The organism is Haloferula chungangensis (genome assembly GCF_042664875.1).
GTDB lineage: Bacteria > Verrucomicrobiota > Verrucomicrobiia > Verrucomicrobiales > Akkermansiaceae > Haloferula > Haloferula chungangensis.
Genome location: NZ_JBHTBS010000002.1, coordinates 437,959 through 456,997, shown reverse-complemented (window position 1 = coordinate 456,997; position 19,039 = coordinate 437,959). Strand labels below are relative to the sequence as shown.

Genomic DNA, 19,039 nt, shown 5'->3' with positions numbered 1-19,039 from the left:
CGGTAAGAGGTCGCATTCGACAGCCGCTCTCAAAAACCCACCCATTGACGCCAGGAGCCATGCTTCTGGCGTTTTTTCGATCTTTCAGAGCGTGCGAGAGCCCAGCGGCCTTCATCCCGGATCCTCTTAACTTTTCCACTCGGGAAGCGTCTCATCGAGAATCTCACGGATTCGTTCCTTTTCCGAGACCTTCAAATGCGGAGCCACTTCGCGATCTTCATCCGAGAGCGCGAGACGCAGTCGGGCCAAGACCGCCTTCTTGACCCGAGCCGGCAGGGCCCGAAATGGTTTGGAGTAAATCATGTACGAACACGGATTTTTGAAGATCCTTCGGTAGAGTTTGAAGTCCGCCAGCGAGTCGCCCGACTTCGTCCGCGGGTAGGCGGCCTCGAAATCCCGTTGAAACGCCCCATCTCCTTCAAGCCCGTCCCCCAAATCAGCTTCATCCTTGAAGAGCAACTCATCCACGACGCGCTCCGCCATCTGGTCGGCGATGCGCCCCGCCTGCCCGTCGTCCGGATTCCCCTCGGGATCGATCACTCGACCGAGAAATTGCGCGCGCCGGTAGCGCATTGATGCCGCGGTCAGCAGGTTGTGCATCCTGCACTGATGCTCAATCACCACCAGCGCCACCACGTCACTCGTCTTTCGCAGATACTTGCGCGGATCGATTCGGTCCGAGAGATCCACCAGCGATTGATGCTCGGGCTTGGTCGATGCCTCATCGACATAGGTGCGGTTCCCGAGATGCGGAAATGCACTGTTGCCGGTGACGTAGTATCCACCCCAGCGAAGTTCGATCGGCGTTGAGTGGGTCACCGCTGTCGTTCCCAAATGGAGCAGCGAATGCCCGCTCTCATCCGGAAACACCGAGCGAACGACCAATCCCGGCACGTTCTCCGTACGCGTCGTGCCATGACAGGACATGCAGTCATTGGTATCCCGCATCACTTCAAAACCCGAAGCATGGTCCAGATCGATCAAATAGAATATCGGCCCCAGCACCGGATCCTCCGCAATCACCTCGATCTCGCCACCCGGCACGTAGCCGACATAGGTGTCGTCCGAAAAATAGAGGCTGCGGGGATTGCTCGGCGTGATCTTGCCGATCTGCTTGCTGGTCTTGGAAAAAACGAGAATCTGTGAGGACTCGGGCACCCCCAGCGTCTCCAGCACGAACTTCAATTTCTCCAGCGGCGTCTCGCCCTCGAGCGCGATTTCGCCATTCTCAAGCTTCGCGGCCAGCGTCGCCAGCGGGTCTCCCGCCGGAGTGTCCGAGTAGCGTATCGGCGGCAAATCCCAAACATCCACCTGGCCTGCGGCAAGCTGGGCAGCGAGGAGAATGGTCCACCAAGGCTTCATTGGCGGATAGAACGTGGTCGACCCTCTTCTTTCCTACGCAAATCCTCTGATTTCTTCCTCTAAAGCTTCTAGGGTGGACCTTCGCGTCAGGCTGTACATTCTCCGCGCCCGCCGATGCTTTCCATCCAAAATCTCCGCGTCGAATTCGGCGCCCGCGTCCTCTTCTCCGATCTGACCTTCGCTGTGCAGCCGAAGGAGCGTATCGCCTTCGCCGGTCACAACGGTGCCGGCAAGTCGACCCTCATGAAATGCATTGCCGGCGTCATCGAGCCCTCCGGCGGCCTCATGTCGACGCCGAAAAACTTTCGCATCGGCTACCTCCCCCAGGAAGGCATCCACATCAAGGGCCGCACCCTCTGGCAGGAAACCATGTCCGCCTTCGGCGAAACGCTCGAGCTCCAGAAAAAAATCGACCGCCTTTCCGCTGAGCTTTCCAAACTCGATCCCCGTTCCTCACCCTACGGTGACCTGTTGGAGGAAATCGGCGAGCTCGAACTGCGCCTCGACAACAACGACCCGGCGCAGATGAAGCCCAAGGTCGAATCGGTGCTCCAGGGGCTCGGCTTCAAGCGCAGCGACTTCGAGCGCGACTGCGGTCACTTCTCCGGCGGCTGGCAGATGCGCATCGCCATGGCCAAGCTCTTCCTCCAGGAGCCCGAAGTCCTCCTGTTAGACGAGCCGACCAACCACCTCGACATCGAATCCCAGCGCTGGGTCGAGCAGTATCTCATCGGCTACCCCGGGGCGATCCTGCTCATTTCCCACGATCTCGCCCTGCTCGACACGCTCTGCACCCGCACCATCGCCTTCCACCACGGACGCGCCGAAGAGTATGCCGGAAACTACTCCTACTACCTGCGCGAATCCGTTCACCGCAAAGAAGTCCAACTGCGCCGCTATGAAGCCCAGCAGAAAGAGATCGCCGAAACCCAGCGCTTCATTGATCGCTTCCGCGCCTCCGCCAACAAAGCGACGCTCGTCCAATCGCGCATCAAGCTGCTCGCCAAAGTCGAACGCATTCCCAAGCCGGAAGCCGACGACGCCGTGATGAACTTCCGCTTCCCGCAGCCACCGCAGTCCGGCCACAGCGTCGCCAAGCTCGAAGGTGTTTCCAAGACCTACGGCGACCTCAACATCTTCGATAACTTCGACTTCGAAATCACCCGCGGAGAAAAGTTCGCCATCGTCGGTCCGAACGGCGCCGGCAAATCGACTTTCTGCCGTCTCATCACCGCCCAGGAATCCCCCGACAAAGGCGAGCATGCCTTCGGCCAGAAAGTCAGCGTCGCCTTCTTCTCGCAGAACCACGCCGACGAACTCGACCCCGAGCTCACGATTCTCGAAACCGTCGAGGAAACCGCCACCCGCGAAGCCGCCGCCCAGTGCCGCAACATCCTCGGCTGCTTCCTTTTCCGTGGCGACGACGTCTTCAAAAAAGTTGGCGTCCTCTCCGGCGGTGAGCGCTCGCGCGTCGCGCTCGTGCGCATGCTCGTCCAGCCCTCGAACTTCCTGATCCTCGACGAACCGACCAACCACCTCGACGTTCAGTCCCAGGAAGTCCTGCTCAACGCGCTCAAGGAATACGAAGGCACGATCCTGATCGTTTCCCACAACCGCTCCTTCCTCGACTCCCTCGTCACCAAGACCCTCGAATTCCGACCCGGCGAAAAGCCACGTCTCTTCGCGGGCAACATCAGCTACTACCTCGACAAGACTGCCGAAGAGAGCGCCCCGAGCGCCTCGCCAAATCTCCCCTCGGCTCCCAAGGGTGGCGATACGAAGGCGGCACCCACCATGTCCCGGAAGGACCAGAAACGACTCGAAGCCCAACAGCGCAAGCTCCGCTCCGACGTCCTCAAGCCCCTGGAAGTCGAACTCAAGGAACTCGAAAAGCGCATTGCCGATCTCGAAGCTGCCCAAACCAAAGCGACCGACGACCTGTCCAAGCCGGAAGTCGTTGCCTCGCCGGCCAAGTTCCGCCTCGCCACCAACACCGTCGAGCAACTGACCACCAAGCTCGAGAACGCCTACTCCCGCTGGGAATCGCTCACCGAGGAGATCGAGCAGGTGAAGGTCAAGCTGGGGGACGCCTGATCAAGATCCGGGGAAATAGCGGCACGGTTTCTGCAAAGCATCGCCACCATGCCATTTCAAATCGCCGCTGAACTCCGCTACTCGGTGATGTGCCGGAGCACCATGCTCTTGAGCCTTCATGCGCTCTCGACTCCCAACCAGTCACTCTACGACGAGTGCTTCACCGTTACGGAAGGGGCCACCTGCGAATTCTTCCCAATCCAGACGGGTATGAACCGCTATGTGCGCATCGATACCGGTGATCTGACCGAGATGCTTATCACCTACAATGTCACCGCGGAAACCAATCCAAACGCACGGAAGATCCATCAGATCGACCGAGTTCCGGTAGGATCACTTCATGCCGACTCTCTCCGCTACCTGTTTCCGAGTCGCTATTGCCAATCAGATCGCCTGGGCAAGCTCGCCGCGAAGCTCTTCGGTCACCTGTCCCATCCGCTTGCGCAAGCGACCGCCATCTCCGACTGGATCTTTGAAAACATCGACTACATTCCCGGCTCTACCGATGCCGCGACCTCGGCCCACGATACAGTGACCGAGCGACAAGGAGTCTGCCGGGACTTCGCCCATCTCGGCATCGCGTTCTGCCGGGCTCTCTCGATTCCTGCACGATATTTCACGGGTTACGCCTGCAATATGCAACCTCCCGACTTCCATGCCTGTTTTGAAGTCTGTGTTGGGAACCAGTGGTTCATCTTTGATCCCACCAGGTTGTCATCGCCGAATGGATTGATCCGCATCGCGACCGGACGAGATGCCGCTGACTCGTCGCTCGCCACCATTTTCGGATCCATGGCCATGGAATCGATGATGGTTTCCTGCACTTCGGATTCCTTCACTCCCATGAGTCGCGAAGAGCTCTCCGGTAAAGCCGTCCTTCTCGAACCATGAGTCTCCAGACTCCGGACAGCCACTTGCTGAGAATTCGGCATCGCACCCACTACAGCTACCACTTCCCGGTCACCTTCGAACCTCATCGTCTCGTTATCCGGCCGCGGGAGGGCCACGACCTCAGAGTTGAGGAACTGACGATGACCATCGAGCCACAGGCCACCTTGGTCTGGACTCGCGATCTTTTCGGAAACTCGATCGCCCACGCCCATTTCCAGGAACAGGCGTCCGAACTCGTCATTGAGTCTGACGTCACCCTGCGTCGCTTCTTCAATCCGAATGAGCCACCCCACCTCGCCACCAGTGCCAGCCCCTATCCGCTCCAATATGATCCGCTTGAGCAGGGCATCATCACTGGCTACCTGAGTCCCGTCTTCCCGGAGGAAAGCGCAAGTGTTCAGCGTTGGATTGGCTCCCAGCCTCCTCCCGGAGATTTCCCCAGCGCCGAGGCCTACGTGATCGCGATGACGAGGATCATTCAACAAAGCATCGGCTATCAACGGCGCGAGCAAAAGGGCGTCCAAAGTCCCGACACCACACTCTCATTAGGCACCGGATCATGTCGCGATGTGGCCACCTTGCTGATGGAGGCCCTGCGTCATCTCGGGATCGCCGCACGGTTTGCGAGCGGCTACCTCGACTGCCCGAATACCCGTGCCGCCCGCGGATCCACCCATGCCTGGACGGAAGTCTACTTTCCCCGTCTCGGCTGGAATGGCTTCGATCCGACAATCGGTGAGCCATGCGACCACCGCCACATTGTCACCGGCACCAGCCACCATCCGCGCGGCGTCATGCCGGTCAGCGGACGGATCTTCGGCCCGGGCAACTCGTTTCGAAGCCTGACGGTAGGCGTCGAATTCTCTTCACCCCCCTTCGGGCTTCAGCAGTCCCAATTCCAGTCTTGAACCGAGCAAATAGCGTGTAATCTCGTGCATGCCATTTCATCCAACTCCGCCCCAGCTCTTCGATGATTTCGAAGAAGGCCGGATCACACGCGCTCAATTGCACGCGGGACTCGATTGGCATGCCCGCGGTCTCGTCGAGGAAATCATCGAGGTCCACGAAAACCCGATAGCCGCCTGGTGGGACACCATGCTCGCCAAACGCGCCGCCGAGCGATGGTCGAGCCGCCACGGCATCTGGCGCATCCGCCACATATTTTTCGCCCTTTCGAAGGTTCCCGAATTCGAGCCCGCCAGCTTGTTATGGAACGCGCTCCATCCCGACGTCCCTTTGCACTGCTTCTTCCGGATGCGCCGGGAGCCGGTCTTCCGCCTGCTGAAGATTGAGATCCGGAGCGGCATTCTTCACGTCCGTGTCGCGCATGGCTCCACCACCGAGGGCGTCACCAAGGAAAACTTCATCCTCGAGCACATCGGCAACAAGCTTGAGGCTCACCGCGCCCCTTCGAAGAAAAATTTCTGATAAGAAGCGGGACCTGGGAACGTTATTAAAGAGATCATGAAAAAACTGCCGTCTTGGACCCTGACCGCCACCTCTGTGCCCCTCGCTCTCATTGCCGGGATCATGCTCGGCCGTTCAAGCTCGGGAGAATCCGACGCGACTGCGAGCTCAAGCGACGCTCCCAACCGGAATATTCCAACCCGCAGCGGTCTCTCTGGAGACGATAGCGGCAGCGCTTCAAAACGCGACGGCAGCTCACGCTCCAGCTCATCGGATGACAGCACCAGGCAGCAACTCACCGCGATTCTGGAGTCCTCAAGCCGTCTCGAGCGCACTCAGCGGCTTCTCGCCTTTCTCGACCGGCTCTCGACCGATCAATTTGCCTCCGTTTACGAAGAGCTCTCCGATTCCCCGATGGCCAACATCCGCGGCTCGGAGCGATCCCTGATTCTTCAGGCATGGGCCGAGCGCGACCCGATGTCTGCCATCGCCCACCTGGAGGAAAATGGAGCCGACGATTGGGAAAGGGAAACCACTCTCAGCACCTGGGCCGCCATTGATCCTGCCGGAGCCTTTGCGTGGGCTGCCTCATCTGAAGACGACGGGGGAACCAACAACTGGATGGTCGGAACCATGCGAGGCATCGCCGCCACCAGCCCTGAACTGGCCCGCGATTTCCTCACGCAAATGCCGGATGACCGCACCCGCAGCCGGTCGCTCGAAACCATGCAGGGTTACGTCATGCAGTATGGCTCTGAATACGCGGAAAACTGGATCGCCGGTATTTCCGATTCCGATCTCAAGAACCGCGCCTCGCGCTACCTTGCCAATGACCTGGCACGGCTCGATCCTGAACGTGCTGCCCAGTGGAGCGCCACCATCACCGACCCCAATACCCTTCGTGAGGTGTCGGAGGACATTTCCGAAAGCTGGGCACGCCAGGATGTCGAAAGTGCCAAAAGCTGGGTCATGACCCTTCCAGACGGCGCTCGCGGCGAGGCAGTCGAAGGAGTTGCCAGCCAGTATGCCCGCCAGGATCCGACGGCGGCAGCTGAGTGGCTCAATAGCTTGGGCAACAGTCCGGCCTATGACGATGCCCGCGAGGAAGTCGTCCGCGCCAGCTACCGCCAAGACCCTGCCACCTCGCTCAACTACATCTCCAACATCGCCAGCGAGCGCGAACGCAATCGAAATTACGAACGCTACCTCGGAGACTGGATGCGTCGTGATGCCGACTCGGCCCGGGATTGGGCGTTGAACAACCAGACCGTTCTTCCGCAGAACGTCGTCGATCGCTACCTGCGCTGATCCAAAAAAATTGCCCGTGTCCTGACGAACACGGGCAATCGAAAATCTGTGATCAAGCCAGCGGCATCAGCTACAGCAACCGCCGCCTTCTCCACCACCGCCACAGCAGCCACCACCACTCGCTTGGGCGATGTCGTCGGCCGTCGGCACACGGCCCAGCTCAAGAGTCATTCCGACGTACTGGCCGATCGTCTTCTGAAGCGCTTCGAGTTCACCTTGGGCGTCCATGAATGAACGGGCCACATCGTTTTGCATCAGCGCATCACGAGCCGACTCGAACTCCTTGATCTCGCTCTCACCGAGCTCGACACCCGCGTGCTGCTTCTGATGAAGCTCGCTGCCGCGTTCGTGCACTCCCTGGTACATCATCCGTGCGGAATCATCCTCAAGGAAAGTTTCGACCTTCTTCTGAAGTGCCTGAAATTGGGCGTCTTCAGCAATTGCCGCGCAAAGTTCGCGGGCCTTGGTCATTACGGCAGAGTCATCGGAAAGAATCGACATGGCCAATCCCCTAGGCTGCGACGACCGACTTGGCAAACGCTTTTCCTTCGCAGCTCAGCGGCTGGAATTCATTCGCTCTCCATCAAAACTTCAAATAAGTCGAGGATCGTCGACCCCATCAAGCTCATGCCACGACTTCGACGCTTTCTCATCCGCTTTCTCCTCAGCCTCAGCATCCTTATCCTTTGTGCGCTGATCGGCGTTGCATGGTACGGCTCGGAACGACTGCTTTCCCCTCCCCGCCGGGGACTCCAGTCCTACCACCACGAAATTCTCGATCATCCCGCCCACTACGGGCTCTCCATCACCTCCTTCACCGGAGCCTCCGACACCCCCTGCCTGATGGTGCTTCCCGCCACCTCACCAGGCGAAGCCCGCAAGTCTCACCAGGTCCGAGCCGCGCTCAGCAAGCGCGGAATCATCCTGCCCGCCTGGGGTGAGATCCGCGGCACCATCGTGCTTCTCCACGGCCACACCGGCCGCAAGGAAGATCACCTCCCGATCTGTGAACGCTTCTGCGCGGCAGGCTTTCGCTGCATCCTCGTCGATCTCCCGGGTCATGGTGACAACCCCTCATCGATCGCCACCTTCGGCAAAAACGAAGCCCAGCTCGTCAGCGACATCATGGAAGGCGCGCAGATCACCTTCGGGTTCCCCGCTCAGCCCGCCCTGCTCTTCGGCATCTCTCAGGGAGGCGCGATTGCGCTTCAAGCGGCGGCACGACATCCGGAGCGCTGGGACGCCGTCGCCAGCGCCGCCGCCTTTTCATCGCTCGACCGACCGATCCTCCACTCTGCTGAGACTCTCCACGCCCGCCTCCGCCCGCTCGCTTCCGTCAATGCCTTCGCCGTCGGTTGCGGTGCCTGGTGCCGTGGCGGGATGTGGCCCGCCCGGATCAGCCCGCTTCACGCCGCCCAACACCTCACCATGCCCGCCATGATCATTCACGGCGAAGAAGACCGCTTCATCAGCATCGAGCAGGGCCGTCAGATCTTCGATGCCATTCCCTCTAACAGCAAGATGTTCCGCCCCGTCAGAAACGCCGGCCACAACCGCGTCCTCGCCGAAGACGCTGACAATCTCTACCCCGACCTCTGTGAGTTTTTTCTGAAAGCCATCGCCCCCCAGTGATCCAACAAGCGCGGACCCTGTCTCGAGGGATTGAAATGCTCATCTGCGAATCTAACTCCCGCATCCCCCACCACAACCGCCACCCCCGCATCCAGAATCACCGCCGCTGCTACACCCGGAGTCTCCGCTCCCGAACCAGCCCCATCCTCCACCGCTTCCTCCGCCGCAGCCACCACCACCTCCTCCTCCAATTCGGGAAATGGCGTAGATGATCGCCACCAGCACCACCACGGCAAAGAGGATGAGGAAGAATCCTTCACCGACGCTCACCTTCGCCACCATCATTCCCGCACAACCTGCCGTCGCGACGCTTAGCAAGCCCACGCATGCCAAGGTCCCTGCCCGCTTCGCCGACGGCTTGCGGACCAGCCAGTAGTCCGACGGGTTCACCCATCGACCCGCCCCCGCGCTTGCGAAGCGTTCCTTCACCGACGGCCAGATATCACCCGGCGGATCCTCGCCGATGATTCGACGGTAGCTCTCCAAAGTTCGCTCATACCAATCCTCGAACTTTTTCCCCTCTTGCTCGCCGCCTTCCGTCGGCCCGTGATGAAGCGGTCTTCCTAACAACTCGCGACACATTCGATCCCAATATGAGCGCGTGTAGCAAAGATGCAGGTGCCATGCCTGATCCACCTGCTCGGACGGTGTCACCGGATGACCCGCCCTCATTGCCAAAAATACAAAGCGAAAGTATTCCTTCATCACCCGTTCGGAAAACTCCTCGCGCCACCCGTTCTCCCGAGCCAGACGTTTCGCAAAGGGAAGGGCGATTCCAGAGCGATCCACTTCGAAGTTTTCCAGATCGTGCAGCAACGAGTCTTTCATACCCGTCCACTCCAGCAGCCAGCCCCCACAAGCGTCAGCTACAATTCCCAGTTGATCTTCTCATCCGTCCGGCCCGCGCTCACTCCACCACCACGAACATCGCCGCGAAGCGATTGCTCTTCACCGCCTGCTGCGGATTCACCGCCATCTGCGAGATATCCCCATCGAGAAACAACGCATCCTTGCAGCCCAAGCTGAGAAACAGCCCGGCAAAATCCCAGAAGTTCACTTCCTGGCGCTTATCAGTCATCGCGAAAACCACCCGCCCTTTTCCGTCGACTCCTACTCCATTGCGATGCTTCACGCTGCGTGAGCCATCCCGAAATGCCCGATGTCGCTGCCCCTTTCTCAGAAGAATCGGCCCCGACTGCACCGCCACCCGCAAGGCTACGCTGCGGGTCTGATGCTCGACGGCACTCCAGACCCTTGCCTCGCCGTCAACCGTCACCGCAAACACACCGTTGGGTTTGAGGAAAAAGTTGCCCTTCCCCTCGCGAAGATTCAGCGGACGCAACTCCTTCGTCTCCTCGACATGCAGCCCACTCGGCACCAGCCCTGGCTCGAAAATTCCCGCGTTCATCAGGAAGGAAAGCGTCTTCCCCTGATCCGCGAGCGCTGACTGCACCCGATCAAAAGTTTCATAGGGTTTGCCGTCGTCCCCACGCCACACCACTGCCACTCGTGCCGGTTCCAGCCTCACCACGCGAAAAACAGCTCCGGCATGTTCGACACGTTCTTCCTTCACTTCCGCCGCGAGCGAGCCCACCGAAAGGATCAAGACCCCCAAGCCTTTCATCATCATGCGCGATGCTAGACCTCCCCCCAACAGGCTACAAGCGCGCTCCGATGTTAGATCGATACTTGACCGTCGATGCCTAACCGTCGCCTCGCTGAAACCCAGCCATCGATCTGCTGGGCACAGATGACCCATCGGAGCCACCGCCACCGCTGCGCAGGATCTGTCACAATTACCCCCAATCCTGTGAAATGACCGATTTTTCCTAGCGGTGACGGACATCTTCCCTAGACTCGGCTCCAGCTAAGCGAAGTTTCATGTCCAATCTGAATCTCACTCTCAAAGTCTGGCGTCAGGCCCATGCCAATGATCGAGGCCAGATCGAAACCTACGACGCTCCCGGGATTCCCGAAGAAGCCTCGTTTCTCGAAATGCTCGACATCGTCAACGAGCGTCTCGTCGAGAAAGGTACCGAGCCGATTCACTTCGACCATGACTGCCGCGAAGGCATCTGCGGGACCTGCTCACTGACCATCAATGGCATCCCGCACAGCAAGGACCGCGGCATCACGACCTGTCAGGTCCACATGCGCAAATTCCGCGATGGCGATACCATCTGGATCGAGCCCTTCCGCTCGCGCGCGTTCCCCGTCATCAAGGATCTCATCACCGATCGCACCTCGCTCGATCGCATCCAGCAAGCGGGAGGATTCATCTCCGTGCGCACCGGTGGCGCCCCGGACGCACACGCCGCACCGATCGGCAAGGAAGAGGCCGACATCGCATTTTCCGCCGCGGCATGCATTGGCTGCGGTGCCTGCGTCGCCGCCTGCCCGAATGCCAGCGCGATGCTCTTCACCGCCGCAAAGGTTTCCCACCTCGCCCACCTTCCTCAAGGTCAGCCCGAGCGGGACAAGCGCGTTCTTTCGATGGTCCGCCAGATGGACGACGAAGGATTTGGCGGCTGCACCAACCACTACGAGTGTGAAGCCGCTTGTCCGAAGGAGATCAGCGTCGACCACATTGCCTTGATGAACCGCGACTACGGTATCGCCCTCCTCAAGGACGAGTTCGCACCCATTTAGGCCGCCTTCGCGGCGTCCATGCGCAGCTTCTCCGCCAAAGTTCTAGCCGACGCCCTGGCGCCCACTCTCGCGCGGTGGAGTCAGTCGCGTGAGCGTTCCATCCTCAGGTCCGGCGAGCGATTGCCGGAGGCTTCGATTCAGTTCGCCACTGAGCTCGGTATTCGTTCGCCGGAGTCACTCCGATTGGAAATCTCGGAGATCATTCCCTCACCCATTCCCCCTGCCCTGATCACGCTCGCCAGCAGACTCGGCATCCCACTTTTCTCTCCTGCCGGCATGTGCCTCGGGCGCGGCATCTCCGCCACCTCCCGCGATCCCGGCCTGATCCGTCACGAACTCGTCCATACTCTGCAGTATCAACAACTTGGTGGGCATCGGCCCTTCATGTGGCGCTACGTGTATGAAATACTGAAGGTTGGCTATGTCGCCGCCCCTCTCGAGATCGAAGCCAGGAACCGATCGGCGCCAAATCCGACGCCATCAGGGCCCACCTAATTCCCTGATTTCCAAAGATCAGGCTTGCCGAACACCCTGCCTCGCCCCATCTGGCCCCGTTCCTGCTCACCGTTCGAAGTGACAGCTTGCCTAATTCCTTCGGATTAGTTAAATATCTTCGACAGAAGCCCTTCCGTTCCAGCGTATTAGTACCGTTCACCCGTATGTGGTCCGTTTCTCTTCGCTATCTCCTGTTCCTCGCCCTTTCTAGCCTGCTCCACGTAGCGCCGGCGAATGACGTCGTGCCTGACGGCGCCGGCGTCGTTCAAATGACCAGCTGGCCCTGCCTCTCGCCTGACGGGAAAACGGTCGCTTTCGAATGGCGGGATGACCTCTGGGCCGCGCCCTCCGACGGGGGCCGTGCCACCCGCATCACGGCTCATCCGGCCCGCGACAGCTACCCGCAGTTCTCTCCCGACGGCAAGACCATCTACTTCTGCTCGACGCGTGCAGGGGCCCTTCAGCTTTTCTCGATGCCCGCCGACGGCGGACCGGCCACCCAGCACAGCTTCCACTCGGAAGGCGGCACGCTCGAGTGCATCACCCCTGATGGCAGCACCGCCATCCTCCGCGGCCTGCGCGACGAACCCGGCTTCCGCCCCTATCGGCTGATTCAGATCAATCTCCGTCGTGAAGCTCCGGAAACCTACGTCTTCGACGAGAAGGGCAACTCCTCGATGTGGATGCCCGATGGCAAGAAGGTTCTTTTCTGCCGAGAGGGTGAGCAACTCTACCGAAAAGGCTACAAAGGCCCGCGTGCCTCGTCGATCTGGTCCTACGAACCTAGTAGCAAGACCTTCACCTCCCTGATCAAAGAAGAGGAAGAGGCCCGCTCGCCCATGCCATGGCCGGACTCGAAAGGCTTCTACTACATCTCCGAACGCGATGGCACCCTCAACCTCTGGTCGCGCAAGCTCGACGGGAGCGACGACAAAAAACTGACCGATTTCAGCGACGACGGCGTGATGCTGCCAGCACTCTCCCACGATGGCTCGACGATCGTCTTCCGTCGTGGCTTCGACCTGTGGCGCTACCTTCCGGGAAAGGAAGCGAAACCTGAGAAGCTCGTTATTTGGCAAGCTGAGGATCTTCCGGAAACCACCAGCGAAGTTCGCCACATCACCGGCACCGTCGATGCCGATTTCTCGCCCAGCAAACTTGAGATTGTCTTCAAGGCGGAAGGCGAACTGTGGGCCATGGACACTGTTCTTCGCGAACCGAACCGCATCACCCAGACCGACGGACTTGAAGACGACCCCGCCTTCACTCCCGATGGCAAATACGTTTACTACCGCTTCGACGACGGCATCGAAGCCAACATCTGGCGCATCTCGCGCAAGGATCCGGATGACTTCTGGTGGCGCACCGAATCCTTCGAATTCGAACAGATCACCTTCGGCCCGGAAAACAAACGTCGCTTCTCGATCAGCCCGAAAGGAACCCATCTCGCGTGGATTTCCGGCAGCGGTGATCTGACCATCGCCGACATCAATGGCAAAAATCCCCAGGTTCTTTTCGAGTGCTGGGATGCCCCGACATTTGACTGGTCGCCCGACGGCCAATGGATCGTCTTTGCCGCCCAGGACCAGAATTTCAATCGCGACATCTACGTCATCCCCATCGACGGCTCGCTGGAACCTTTCAACATCTCACGTCACCCGGATTTTGAAGGATCGCCCCGCTGGTCTCCGGATGGCCGCAAGATTGCCTTCACCGGTCGCCGCCTCAACAATGAGATGAGCCTCTTCTACGTCGACCTCCGGCTTGAAGAAGCCGTCCGCAGCACCCGGACCCGTCGCCAGCTTGAAGCCGAGGCGATCATGCGGGATGACCCTTACTATCAACAGGAGGCCAACTCCGATTCCGAAGACCGCACGGATCCGGAGGATCCTGCCACCAAGGAGCCCAACGAAGAATCGGCAAGCGCCGAATTGCGAGAAGAGCTCCACGCTCCACTCCCCTCCGCCACGAAGAAAAAAAAGAAGACCAAGCGTCTGAATATCGACTTCGAAGGATTGAGTGAGCGCATCGTCCGTTTGAATACCCGAGGCATCGAGCCGGAGCGGGTGATCTGGTCCGCAGATTCCGGCTCGATCCTCTTCCAATCAAAGAATAGCTCGAACGATACCCTCTACAGCATCGATGCCCGTGCCACCGCGAAAATGGAGGACATCTCCGGCAACCGTGGTCTGCCCATCCGCATGGAATCCGATGGCTCGCTGCTTTGGCTGGTCGATCGCGCTCCCGCCGTCCTGAAAAACGGCAAGCTCTCCAAATACAAGCTCTCCACCCGCATGGTGCGTGACCGCGTCGCCCATCAGCGGCTCTGCTTCCGCATCGTCTGGCGCACCCTGCGCGATCGTTTTTATGACTCGTCGATGAACGGGGCGAACTGGGACAAGATGCTCGCCAAGTATGAGGAAACCGCTGCCACCGCGCCCGACTCGCGCACCTTTGACCGCGTCGTCGCCATGCTGCTCGGCGAACTGAATGCCTCTCACCTTACCTTCCTGTCCACCGAATGGCCGGAAGCCTGGGAAAACGAAGGAGCCGAATTTCAAACCACCCGCCACCTCGGCATCCGCTTTGGTCGCAAAGGAGCGGGCGATCCCCTGTTCGTCGAAAACGTTATCGCCGATAGCCCTGCCGCCAACTGCATCCCACCGGTTCAGGCAGGCGACACCATTGTTCGCGTCAATGGCCGCCGCGTCGATGGCTCCACTCCCCTTCACCGCTTCATGAATGGCCGCATGGACCGCCGCATCGACATCACCGTTCGCGATGCGGAAGGTTACGAGTACTCCCACGAACTCGAACCCATTTCCTACGAAAAGGCCACCGAGCTGGCCGAAGCCGAACTGGTCGTCAAGAACCGCGACCACGTCGAAACGCTCTCTAACGGCAAGCTTGGCTACGTCCACATCGCCCGCATGTTCTGGGACGAATTCGAGCGCTTCGAACGCGAAATTTATGCGGCAGGTCATGGCAAGGACGGGCTCATCATCGATATCCGCGACAACGGTGGCGGCATGATCACCGACCACCTTCTCACCGTGCTCTGCCAGCCACGCCACGCCGTGACCATCCCGCGCGACGGCGGCCCCGGCTACCCGCAGGACCGCAAGGTCTACGCCTCCTGGCACAAGCCCCTGATCGTGCTCTGCAACCAGAACTCCTACTCAAACGCCGAGATTTTCGCCCACGCAATCAAGACGCTCAAGCGGGGAAAAGTCGTCGGAGTGCAAACAGCAGGCGGCGTCATCTCCGCCGGCAAAGACCGCATTCTGGATGCCGGCACCCTTCGTGTCCCGTTCCGTGGTTGGTTCCTGCCGGACACCGGCGAGGACATGGAAATGAACGGCGCCAAGCCTGACATCGTCGTCTGGCCGACTCCCGATCAACTCGTCGCCGGCCGCGACCCCCAGCTCGAAGTCGCCGTTTCAACCTTGCTTGAGGACGTCGCCACCGAAGATCACACGCCTTTCAAGGTCCACTACCGCAATCGCTGACCAGCGAACCATCAATCGCCCAGCGGTCGATTGATCAAAGCCAGGGCCATCTCCCGATCCGGGTGCTCTGCCAACTCTCGCCTCAGCGCGTCGATTCTCGACACAAGCGCCGCACCCAAGCGCTCTTCATAGCGCAGCTTCTCGGCCTCCACCCACTCGAGTCGGCGGATCTCCCGCTGCCATGGTGCCGTGAAAACGAGATGGAGTTCATCATGAAACTGACGATTCCTGAGAGCTTCCCACTCACCCGCATCAAGCCAGATTCCACCCGACGGAGATCGATCAATCGCGAACCCAAAACCATGCCCTACCCGATACCGGGTCATCAGCATGCCACTCTCGGGACAAACCAAAGTCCGCCCCGAAGACTCCTCCTTGGGAACCTCCTCCGACGGCATCGGCAATTGAGGCAAGCGCTCGGTAGAACGTGACAGCCAACGCCAGTAGGAGTCGGCCGGAATATAGATTCCGCCGGACTCACCACATCGATAGGCAAGCAAACCTTCCGCAAGCGCTTCGCGCTGCATGACTCTCCCGGTGACGACTGGACTATTCATGAGCCCGATCTAACAGCAGTCGCACCGTTAGCCGCAGCTACAATCCGGCAACGAATTTACCAGTGCCCAAGCTGTTCCACTCAGCCCCTCCGACGCTGCAGAAACAGATCGATACTATCAACGATCGCGATCCACGAAGCCTCGATGATGTTCTCGGAAACGCCAATCGTGCCCCAGCTCTTTTCACCGTCGGTCGATACCACCAGCACGCGGGTCTTCGCCGCCGTCGCATCGTGGCCATCAATGATCCGCACCTTGTAGTCACTGAGCGAAACGTCCTCGATCTCCGGATAAAATGGCAGCAGAGCCTTGCGCAGAGCCTTGTCGAGGGCGTTCACCACTCCGTTGCCCTCGGCCACGGTGTAATGACTTTCCTCACCCACGTGGACCTTCACGGTCGCTTCGCAAACCGGCTGATGGCCGTCGCGGTAGAGACGGTATGAGGTGTGAAATTCCTTCAGGTCGAACGGCTTCACATGCTGCCCGAGTTCCTTCCGGATCAGCAGCTCCAGCGAACCACCGGCGGCTTCGAACGAATAACCTTCGTTCTCCAACTCCTTGACCCGACCCAGCACGTTCTTCGCCTCCTCCGATCCCTTGTCGAGCTTCATGCCGAGCTGCTCGGCCTTGATCAGGATGTTCGATTGTCCGCTCAGTTCGGAAACCAGGATCTGCTGGGTGTTCCCCACCAGTCCCGGCTCAATGTGCTCGTAGCTGCGGGCGATTTTCTGCACCGCATTCACGTGCATCCCGCCCTTGTGCGCAAAGGCCGTTCTTCCGATGAAAGGAGCCCGGGCAAAGTGCGGGTTGTTAGATACATCATCGACGAAGTAGGAAAGCGTCTGCAGCGCCGAGAGATCATCGATCACCTTGATTCCCATCTTCAGCTGGAGAATCGGGATCACCGAAGTCAGGTTGCAGTTTCCGGTGCGTTCCCCGTAGCCGTTGATCGTGCCCTGCACCTGCACACCGCCCGCCCTCACTGCAGCGATGGCATTCGCCACCCCGAGTTCGCAGTCGTTGTGCGTGTGAATCCCGAACGGTGTGCCCGGGATCGCATCCTTCACCGCGGCCGAAATTTCCATCACTTCGGAAGGCAGCGTGCCACCATTCGTATCGCAGAGCACCAGCACAGCCGCGCCACCCTCCGCCGCCGCCTTCAACGTCGCGATCGCATGCTCCGGCGAATCCTTGTAGCCATCGAAAAAGTGCTCGGCATCATAGACGACCTCCCGCCCCTTGCTCACCAGATACTCCACGGTATCGCGGATCATCGCCTGGTTCTCTTCGGCCGTCGTCCGCAGCACCTCCGTCACATGCAGCTCCCAGCTCTTGCCGAAGATCGTCACCACCGGCGTCTCCGCCTCGATGAGAAGTCGCACCTGCGGATCGTCCTCGACCTTCAGATCCGCCCGCCGCGTCGAACCGAAGGCCGCCAGCTTCGCGTACTTCAGCTCCAGCTTTTTCGCCTCTTGGAAAAACTCCACATCCTTCGGGTTGGAACCCGGCCAGCCCCCTTCGATGTAGTCCACACCGAACTCATCAAGACGCTTGGCGATCCGCAGCTTATCGAGCATCGACAGCTGAAATCCTTCGCCCTGCGTTCCATCGCGCAGGGTCGTATCGTAAATGGTGACTGGTTTCATGGTCCGTGGCAGGGCGCGGAGCCTAGGACCAGCTCCCGCATTGGGCAACCCGGGAAACAGGCATTTCGACGCTCGCCTGGTCCGCGCCAAAATCCCCTGAAGTACCTGACAGTCAATCCCCCTCGCCCAAAACCTCCCGCACCTCGCGGATCAAGCCATTCACGGCATCCAGCATCTCGCCAAGCTCGTGGCGGATCTCCGACCGCCATTCCGGCGTGCCCAATCCCCCCTCGTCTGCCGAATCCAGCCCACTCAGGGCGTCGCGCAGATAACCCCGCGCCTTCTTCAGCCGCACCAGCACATTGCCCGCGAACAGCTTGTCCGGCGGCCATTCGTTTTCCTCACTGAGCGCCCCGCCCAGCTTGGCGCTCGCCGACGACGCGGAATTCACGATCTCCAGAAGCGGATGCTCCGCCTGCACGTCGTCGGGCAGCCAGTCCGCAACCTCTTTGAAAAGTCGCACTGATAGATCCAGGCCACGATCCACCAGAGGATGGCGATCTCTTGTGTTTCTCTCCCCGTCACCCTTCCACTTCTCCGCCTCTAGCTCACTCGCCGCCTCCTCGGCCGCCGCGTTCAGTTCCTCGATCCACTGCCTCCGCTCCTCCTCCATCTCCGGCGTCACCACCTCCTCCGGCTCACCGCTTTCGCGCTTCATCCGTTCACGCTCTTCCTTCAGCACTTTCTCAAAATTTTCCGCGCCTTCCCGCTCCAGCCTCGCCGTCACCCGATCGAGCAAAAGATCCATCCGCGCCGCCTCCGCATCCGCTTCCGCCTCGGCCTCACTCTGCGCTTCGTCGTCATCGTCCCCCGCTGGGATCTCCGCCAAGGTGTTCAGGATCGCCAAGGCACTCTCCTCCCGTTGCGCCGCCTCGTCCTCCTCACTCATCGTCCAAGTCGCCTCGCTGCTCACTTCCAACTCAAATTCCGCCGATTCGATCACCACCCGACCGTTGAGCTCACTGTACCATTCCAGATAGATCGTATTTCCCCAGTGCCAGGGAAACGGCTCTTTCCTCCGGTAGTATTCCGCCACTTCTTCCATTGGAATATCGGGCACTTTGGCCTTTCTCGAGGCCGTCATATCGCCCACCGCGCCAGCCTGTAGCGCCGCGAAGCCCTCTCCCAACTCGCCCTTCGGGTTCGGATTGGAGAAGCTCAGAGTATGCCCCGCCAGATCCCGCCCCGGATACCCGTCCAGATCTAGAACTACCGGCTCCTTGCGCCCCAGAAACCAGATCTTCCCCGTCACTTTCCCCCTCGCGCGGCAATCCACTTCCCCACGAACCACCTGCTCATCAATTCGCCATGCCATAACCCCACAAAACTGAATCCTCCCCCGCCCCTTGGCTAGCCCCCGCCCCGGCAGCAGGAGAAAAAATGATCCCGGCAGGAATCGAACCTGCATCTAAGGTTTAGGAAACCCTTGTTCTATCCGTTGAACTACGGGACCGGCGGGCGGAGGCTAGGCAGGATCTTGGCCGACAGG

Annotated in this window: 16 protein-coding genes and 1 tRNA gene; 9 read left to right on the top strand and 8 right to left on the bottom strand. The window is 59.9% G+C overall.

Translation table 11 applies throughout. From position 1 onward, the window contains the following. Positions 1-126: 126 nt before the first annotated feature. Positions 127-1,362, bottom strand: coding sequence for a hypothetical protein (locus tag ACFQY0_RS05845; RefSeq protein ID WP_379710229.1), 1,236 nt, complete (start codon positions 1,360-1,362; stop codon positions 127-129). 114 nt (positions 1,363-1,476) lie between these two features. Between ACFQY0_RS05845 and ACFQY0_RS05840 the strand changes: the two genes are divergently transcribed. Genes ACFQY0_RS05840 through ACFQY0_RS05820 form a run of 5 tightly spaced genes read left to right on the top strand, consistent with a single transcriptional unit; the run spans position 1,477 to position 7,062 of the window. Beyond that, positions 1,477-3,456 (top strand): ABC-F family ATP-binding cassette domain-containing protein, encoded by a 1,980-nt coding sequence (locus ACFQY0_RS05840; protein ID WP_379710226.1) that lies wholly within the window; start codon positions 1,477-1,479, stop codon positions 3,454-3,456. Between the two features lie 48 nt (positions 3,457-3,504). After that, on the top strand, positions 3,505-4,347 hold the full coding sequence (locus ACFQY0_RS05835) for a transglutaminase-like domain-containing protein (RefSeq protein ID WP_379710223.1): 843 nt from the start codon (positions 3,505-3,507) through the stop codon (positions 4,345-4,347). Continuing rightward, positions 4,344-5,255 carry a transglutaminase family protein gene (locus tag ACFQY0_RS05830; RefSeq protein ID WP_379710220.1) on the top strand — a complete coding sequence of 304 codons (912 nt, stop codon included), beginning with the start codon at positions 4,344-4,346 and terminating at the stop codon, positions 5,253-5,255. Before ACFQY0_RS05835 ends, ACFQY0_RS05830 begins: the two co-directional genes overlap by 4 nt. A gap of 28 nt (positions 5,256-5,283) precedes the next feature. Beyond that, positions 5,284-5,775, top strand: coding sequence for a hypothetical protein (locus ACFQY0_RS05825; RefSeq protein ID WP_379710218.1), 492 nt, complete (start codon positions 5,284-5,286; stop codon positions 5,773-5,775). A gap of 36 nt (positions 5,776-5,811) precedes the next feature. Next, a complete protein-coding gene (locus ACFQY0_RS05820; RefSeq protein ID WP_379710215.1) occupies positions 5,812-7,062 on the top strand; it encodes a hypothetical protein in 1,251 nt (416 codons plus the stop codon). 66 nt (positions 7,063-7,128) lie between these two features. Here the strand turns inward: ACFQY0_RS05820 and ACFQY0_RS05815 are convergent, their stop codons facing one another. Further along, positions 7,129-7,563, bottom strand: a complete 435-nt coding sequence (locus ACFQY0_RS05815; protein ID WP_379710212.1) for a YlbF/YmcA family competence regulator — start codon at positions 7,561-7,563, stop codon at positions 7,129-7,131. 126 nt (positions 7,564-7,689) lie between these two features. On the opposite strand from ACFQY0_RS05815, the gene ACFQY0_RS05810 reads away from it, so the two are divergent. Continuing rightward, positions 7,690-8,694: an alpha/beta hydrolase gene (locus tag ACFQY0_RS05810; RefSeq protein ID WP_379710209.1), complete on the top strand. Its 1,005-nt coding sequence runs from the start codon at positions 7,690-7,692 to the stop codon at positions 8,692-8,694. Positions 8,695-8,745: 51 nt separating this feature from the next. On the opposite strand, the gene ACFQY0_RS05805 is transcribed toward ACFQY0_RS05810, so the two are convergent. Together ACFQY0_RS05805 and ACFQY0_RS05800 are read right to left on the bottom strand one after the other, a co-directional pair. Beyond that, entirely contained in the window at positions 8,746-9,522 is a 777-nt protein-coding gene (locus ACFQY0_RS05805; protein ID WP_379710206.1) for a glycine-rich domain-containing protein, read from the bottom strand. A gap of 79 nt (positions 9,523-9,601) precedes the next feature. After that, entirely contained in the window at positions 9,602-10,324 is a 723-nt protein-coding gene (locus ACFQY0_RS05800) for a phosphodiester glycosidase family protein (RefSeq protein WP_379710203.1), read from the bottom strand. A gap of 251 nt (positions 10,325-10,575) precedes the next feature. Here ACFQY0_RS05800 and ACFQY0_RS05795 point away from each other — a divergent pair, with 251 nt between their 5' ends. The 3 genes from ACFQY0_RS05795 to ACFQY0_RS05785 all read left to right on the top strand — a co-directional run bounded on the left by ACFQY0_RS05795 (position 10,576) and on the right by ACFQY0_RS05785 (position 15,347). Next, positions 10,576-11,343: a succinate dehydrogenase/fumarate reductase iron-sulfur subunit gene (locus tag ACFQY0_RS05795; RefSeq protein WP_379710200.1), complete on the top strand. Its 768-nt coding sequence runs from the start codon at positions 10,576-10,578 to the stop codon at positions 11,341-11,343. Positions 11,344-11,361: 18 nt separating this feature from the next. Continuing rightward, positions 11,362-11,838 (top strand): hypothetical protein, encoded by a 477-nt coding sequence (locus ACFQY0_RS05790; RefSeq protein ID WP_379710197.1) that lies wholly within the window; start codon positions 11,362-11,364, stop codon positions 11,836-11,838. A gap of 164 nt (positions 11,839-12,002) precedes the next feature. Next, positions 12,003-15,347 (top strand): S41 family peptidase, encoded by a 3,345-nt coding sequence (locus ACFQY0_RS05785; RefSeq protein WP_379710194.1) that lies wholly within the window; start codon positions 12,003-12,005, stop codon positions 15,345-15,347. 11 nt (positions 15,348-15,358) lie between these two features. Here ACFQY0_RS05785 and ACFQY0_RS05780 read toward each other — a convergent pair whose 3' ends face one another. The 4 genes from ACFQY0_RS05780 to ACFQY0_RS05765 all read right to left on the bottom strand — a co-directional run bounded on the left by ACFQY0_RS05780 (position 15,359) and on the right by ACFQY0_RS05765 (position 19,003). After that, a complete protein-coding gene (locus tag ACFQY0_RS05780) occupies positions 15,359-15,904 on the bottom strand; it encodes a TFIIB-type zinc ribbon-containing protein (protein ID WP_379710191.1) in 546 nt (181 codons plus the stop codon). An 80-nt stretch (positions 15,905-15,984) separates the two neighbouring features. Continuing rightward, positions 15,985-17,550: a citramalate synthase gene (cimA, locus tag ACFQY0_RS05775; protein ID WP_379710189.1), complete on the bottom strand. Its 1,566-nt coding sequence runs from the start codon at positions 17,548-17,550 to the stop codon at positions 15,985-15,987. A 112-nt stretch (positions 17,551-17,662) separates the two neighbouring features. Next, positions 17,663-18,865 (bottom strand): hypothetical protein, encoded by a 1,203-nt coding sequence (locus ACFQY0_RS05770; protein WP_379710186.1) that lies wholly within the window; start codon positions 18,863-18,865, stop codon positions 17,663-17,665. Between the two features lie 66 nt (positions 18,866-18,931). Next, a tRNA-Arg gene (locus ACFQY0_RS05765) sits at positions 18,932-19,003 on the bottom strand. Positions 19,004-19,039: the final 36 nt, after the last annotated feature.

Coding starts and splice junctions, on each gene's coding strand:
- ACFQY0_RS05825 (WP_379710218.1), top strand. CDS start 5,284: ATGCCATTTCATCCAACTCCGCCCCAGCTCTTCGATGATTTCGAAGAA.
- ACFQY0_RS05835 (WP_379710223.1), top strand. CDS start 3,505: ATGCCATTTCAAATCGCCGCTGAACTCCGCTACTCGGTGATGTGCCGG.
- ACFQY0_RS05840 (WP_379710226.1), top strand. CDS start 1,477: ATGCTTTCCATCCAAAATCTCCGCGTCGAATTCGGCGCCCGCGTCCTC.
- ACFQY0_RS05815 (WP_379710212.1), bottom strand. CDS start 7,563: ATGTCGATTCTTTCCGATGACTCTGCCGTAATGACCAAGGCCCGCGAA.
- ACFQY0_RS05785 (WP_379710194.1), top strand. CDS start 12,003: ATGTGGTCCGTTTCTCTTCGCTATCTCCTGTTCCTCGCCCTTTCTAGC.
- ACFQY0_RS05780 (WP_379710191.1), bottom strand. CDS start 15,904: ATGAATAGTCCAGTCGTCACCGGGAGAGTCATGCAGCGCGAAGCGCTT.
- ACFQY0_RS05790 (WP_379710197.1), top strand. CDS start 11,362: ATGCGCAGCTTCTCCGCCAAAGTTCTAGCCGACGCCCTGGCGCCCACT.
- ACFQY0_RS05770 (WP_379710186.1), bottom strand. CDS start 18,865: ATGGCATGGCGAATTGATGAGCAGGTGGTTCGTGGGGAAGTGGATTGC.
- cimA (WP_379710189.1), bottom strand. CDS start 17,550: ATGAAACCAGTCACCATTTACGATACGACCCTGCGCGATGGAACGCAG.
- ACFQY0_RS05810 (WP_379710209.1), top strand. CDS start 7,690: ATGCCACGACTTCGACGCTTTCTCATCCGCTTTCTCCTCAGCCTCAGC.
- ACFQY0_RS05820 (WP_379710215.1), top strand. CDS start 5,812: ATGAAAAAACTGCCGTCTTGGACCCTGACCGCCACCTCTGTGCCCCTC.
- ACFQY0_RS05845 (WP_379710229.1), bottom strand. CDS start 1,362: ATGAAGCCTTGGTGGACCATTCTCCTCGCTGCCCAGCTTGCCGCAGGC.
- ACFQY0_RS05795 (WP_379710200.1), top strand. CDS start 10,576: ATGTCCAATCTGAATCTCACTCTCAAAGTCTGGCGTCAGGCCCATGCC.
- ACFQY0_RS05800 (WP_379710203.1), bottom strand. CDS start 10,324: ATGATGATGAAAGGCTTGGGGGTCTTGATCCTTTCGGTGGGCTCGCTC.
- ACFQY0_RS05830 (WP_379710220.1), top strand. CDS start 4,344: ATGAGTCTCCAGACTCCGGACAGCCACTTGCTGAGAATTCGGCATCGC.
- ACFQY0_RS05805 (WP_379710206.1), bottom strand. CDS start 9,522: ATGAAAGACTCGTTGCTGCACGATCTGGAAAACTTCGAAGTGGATCGC.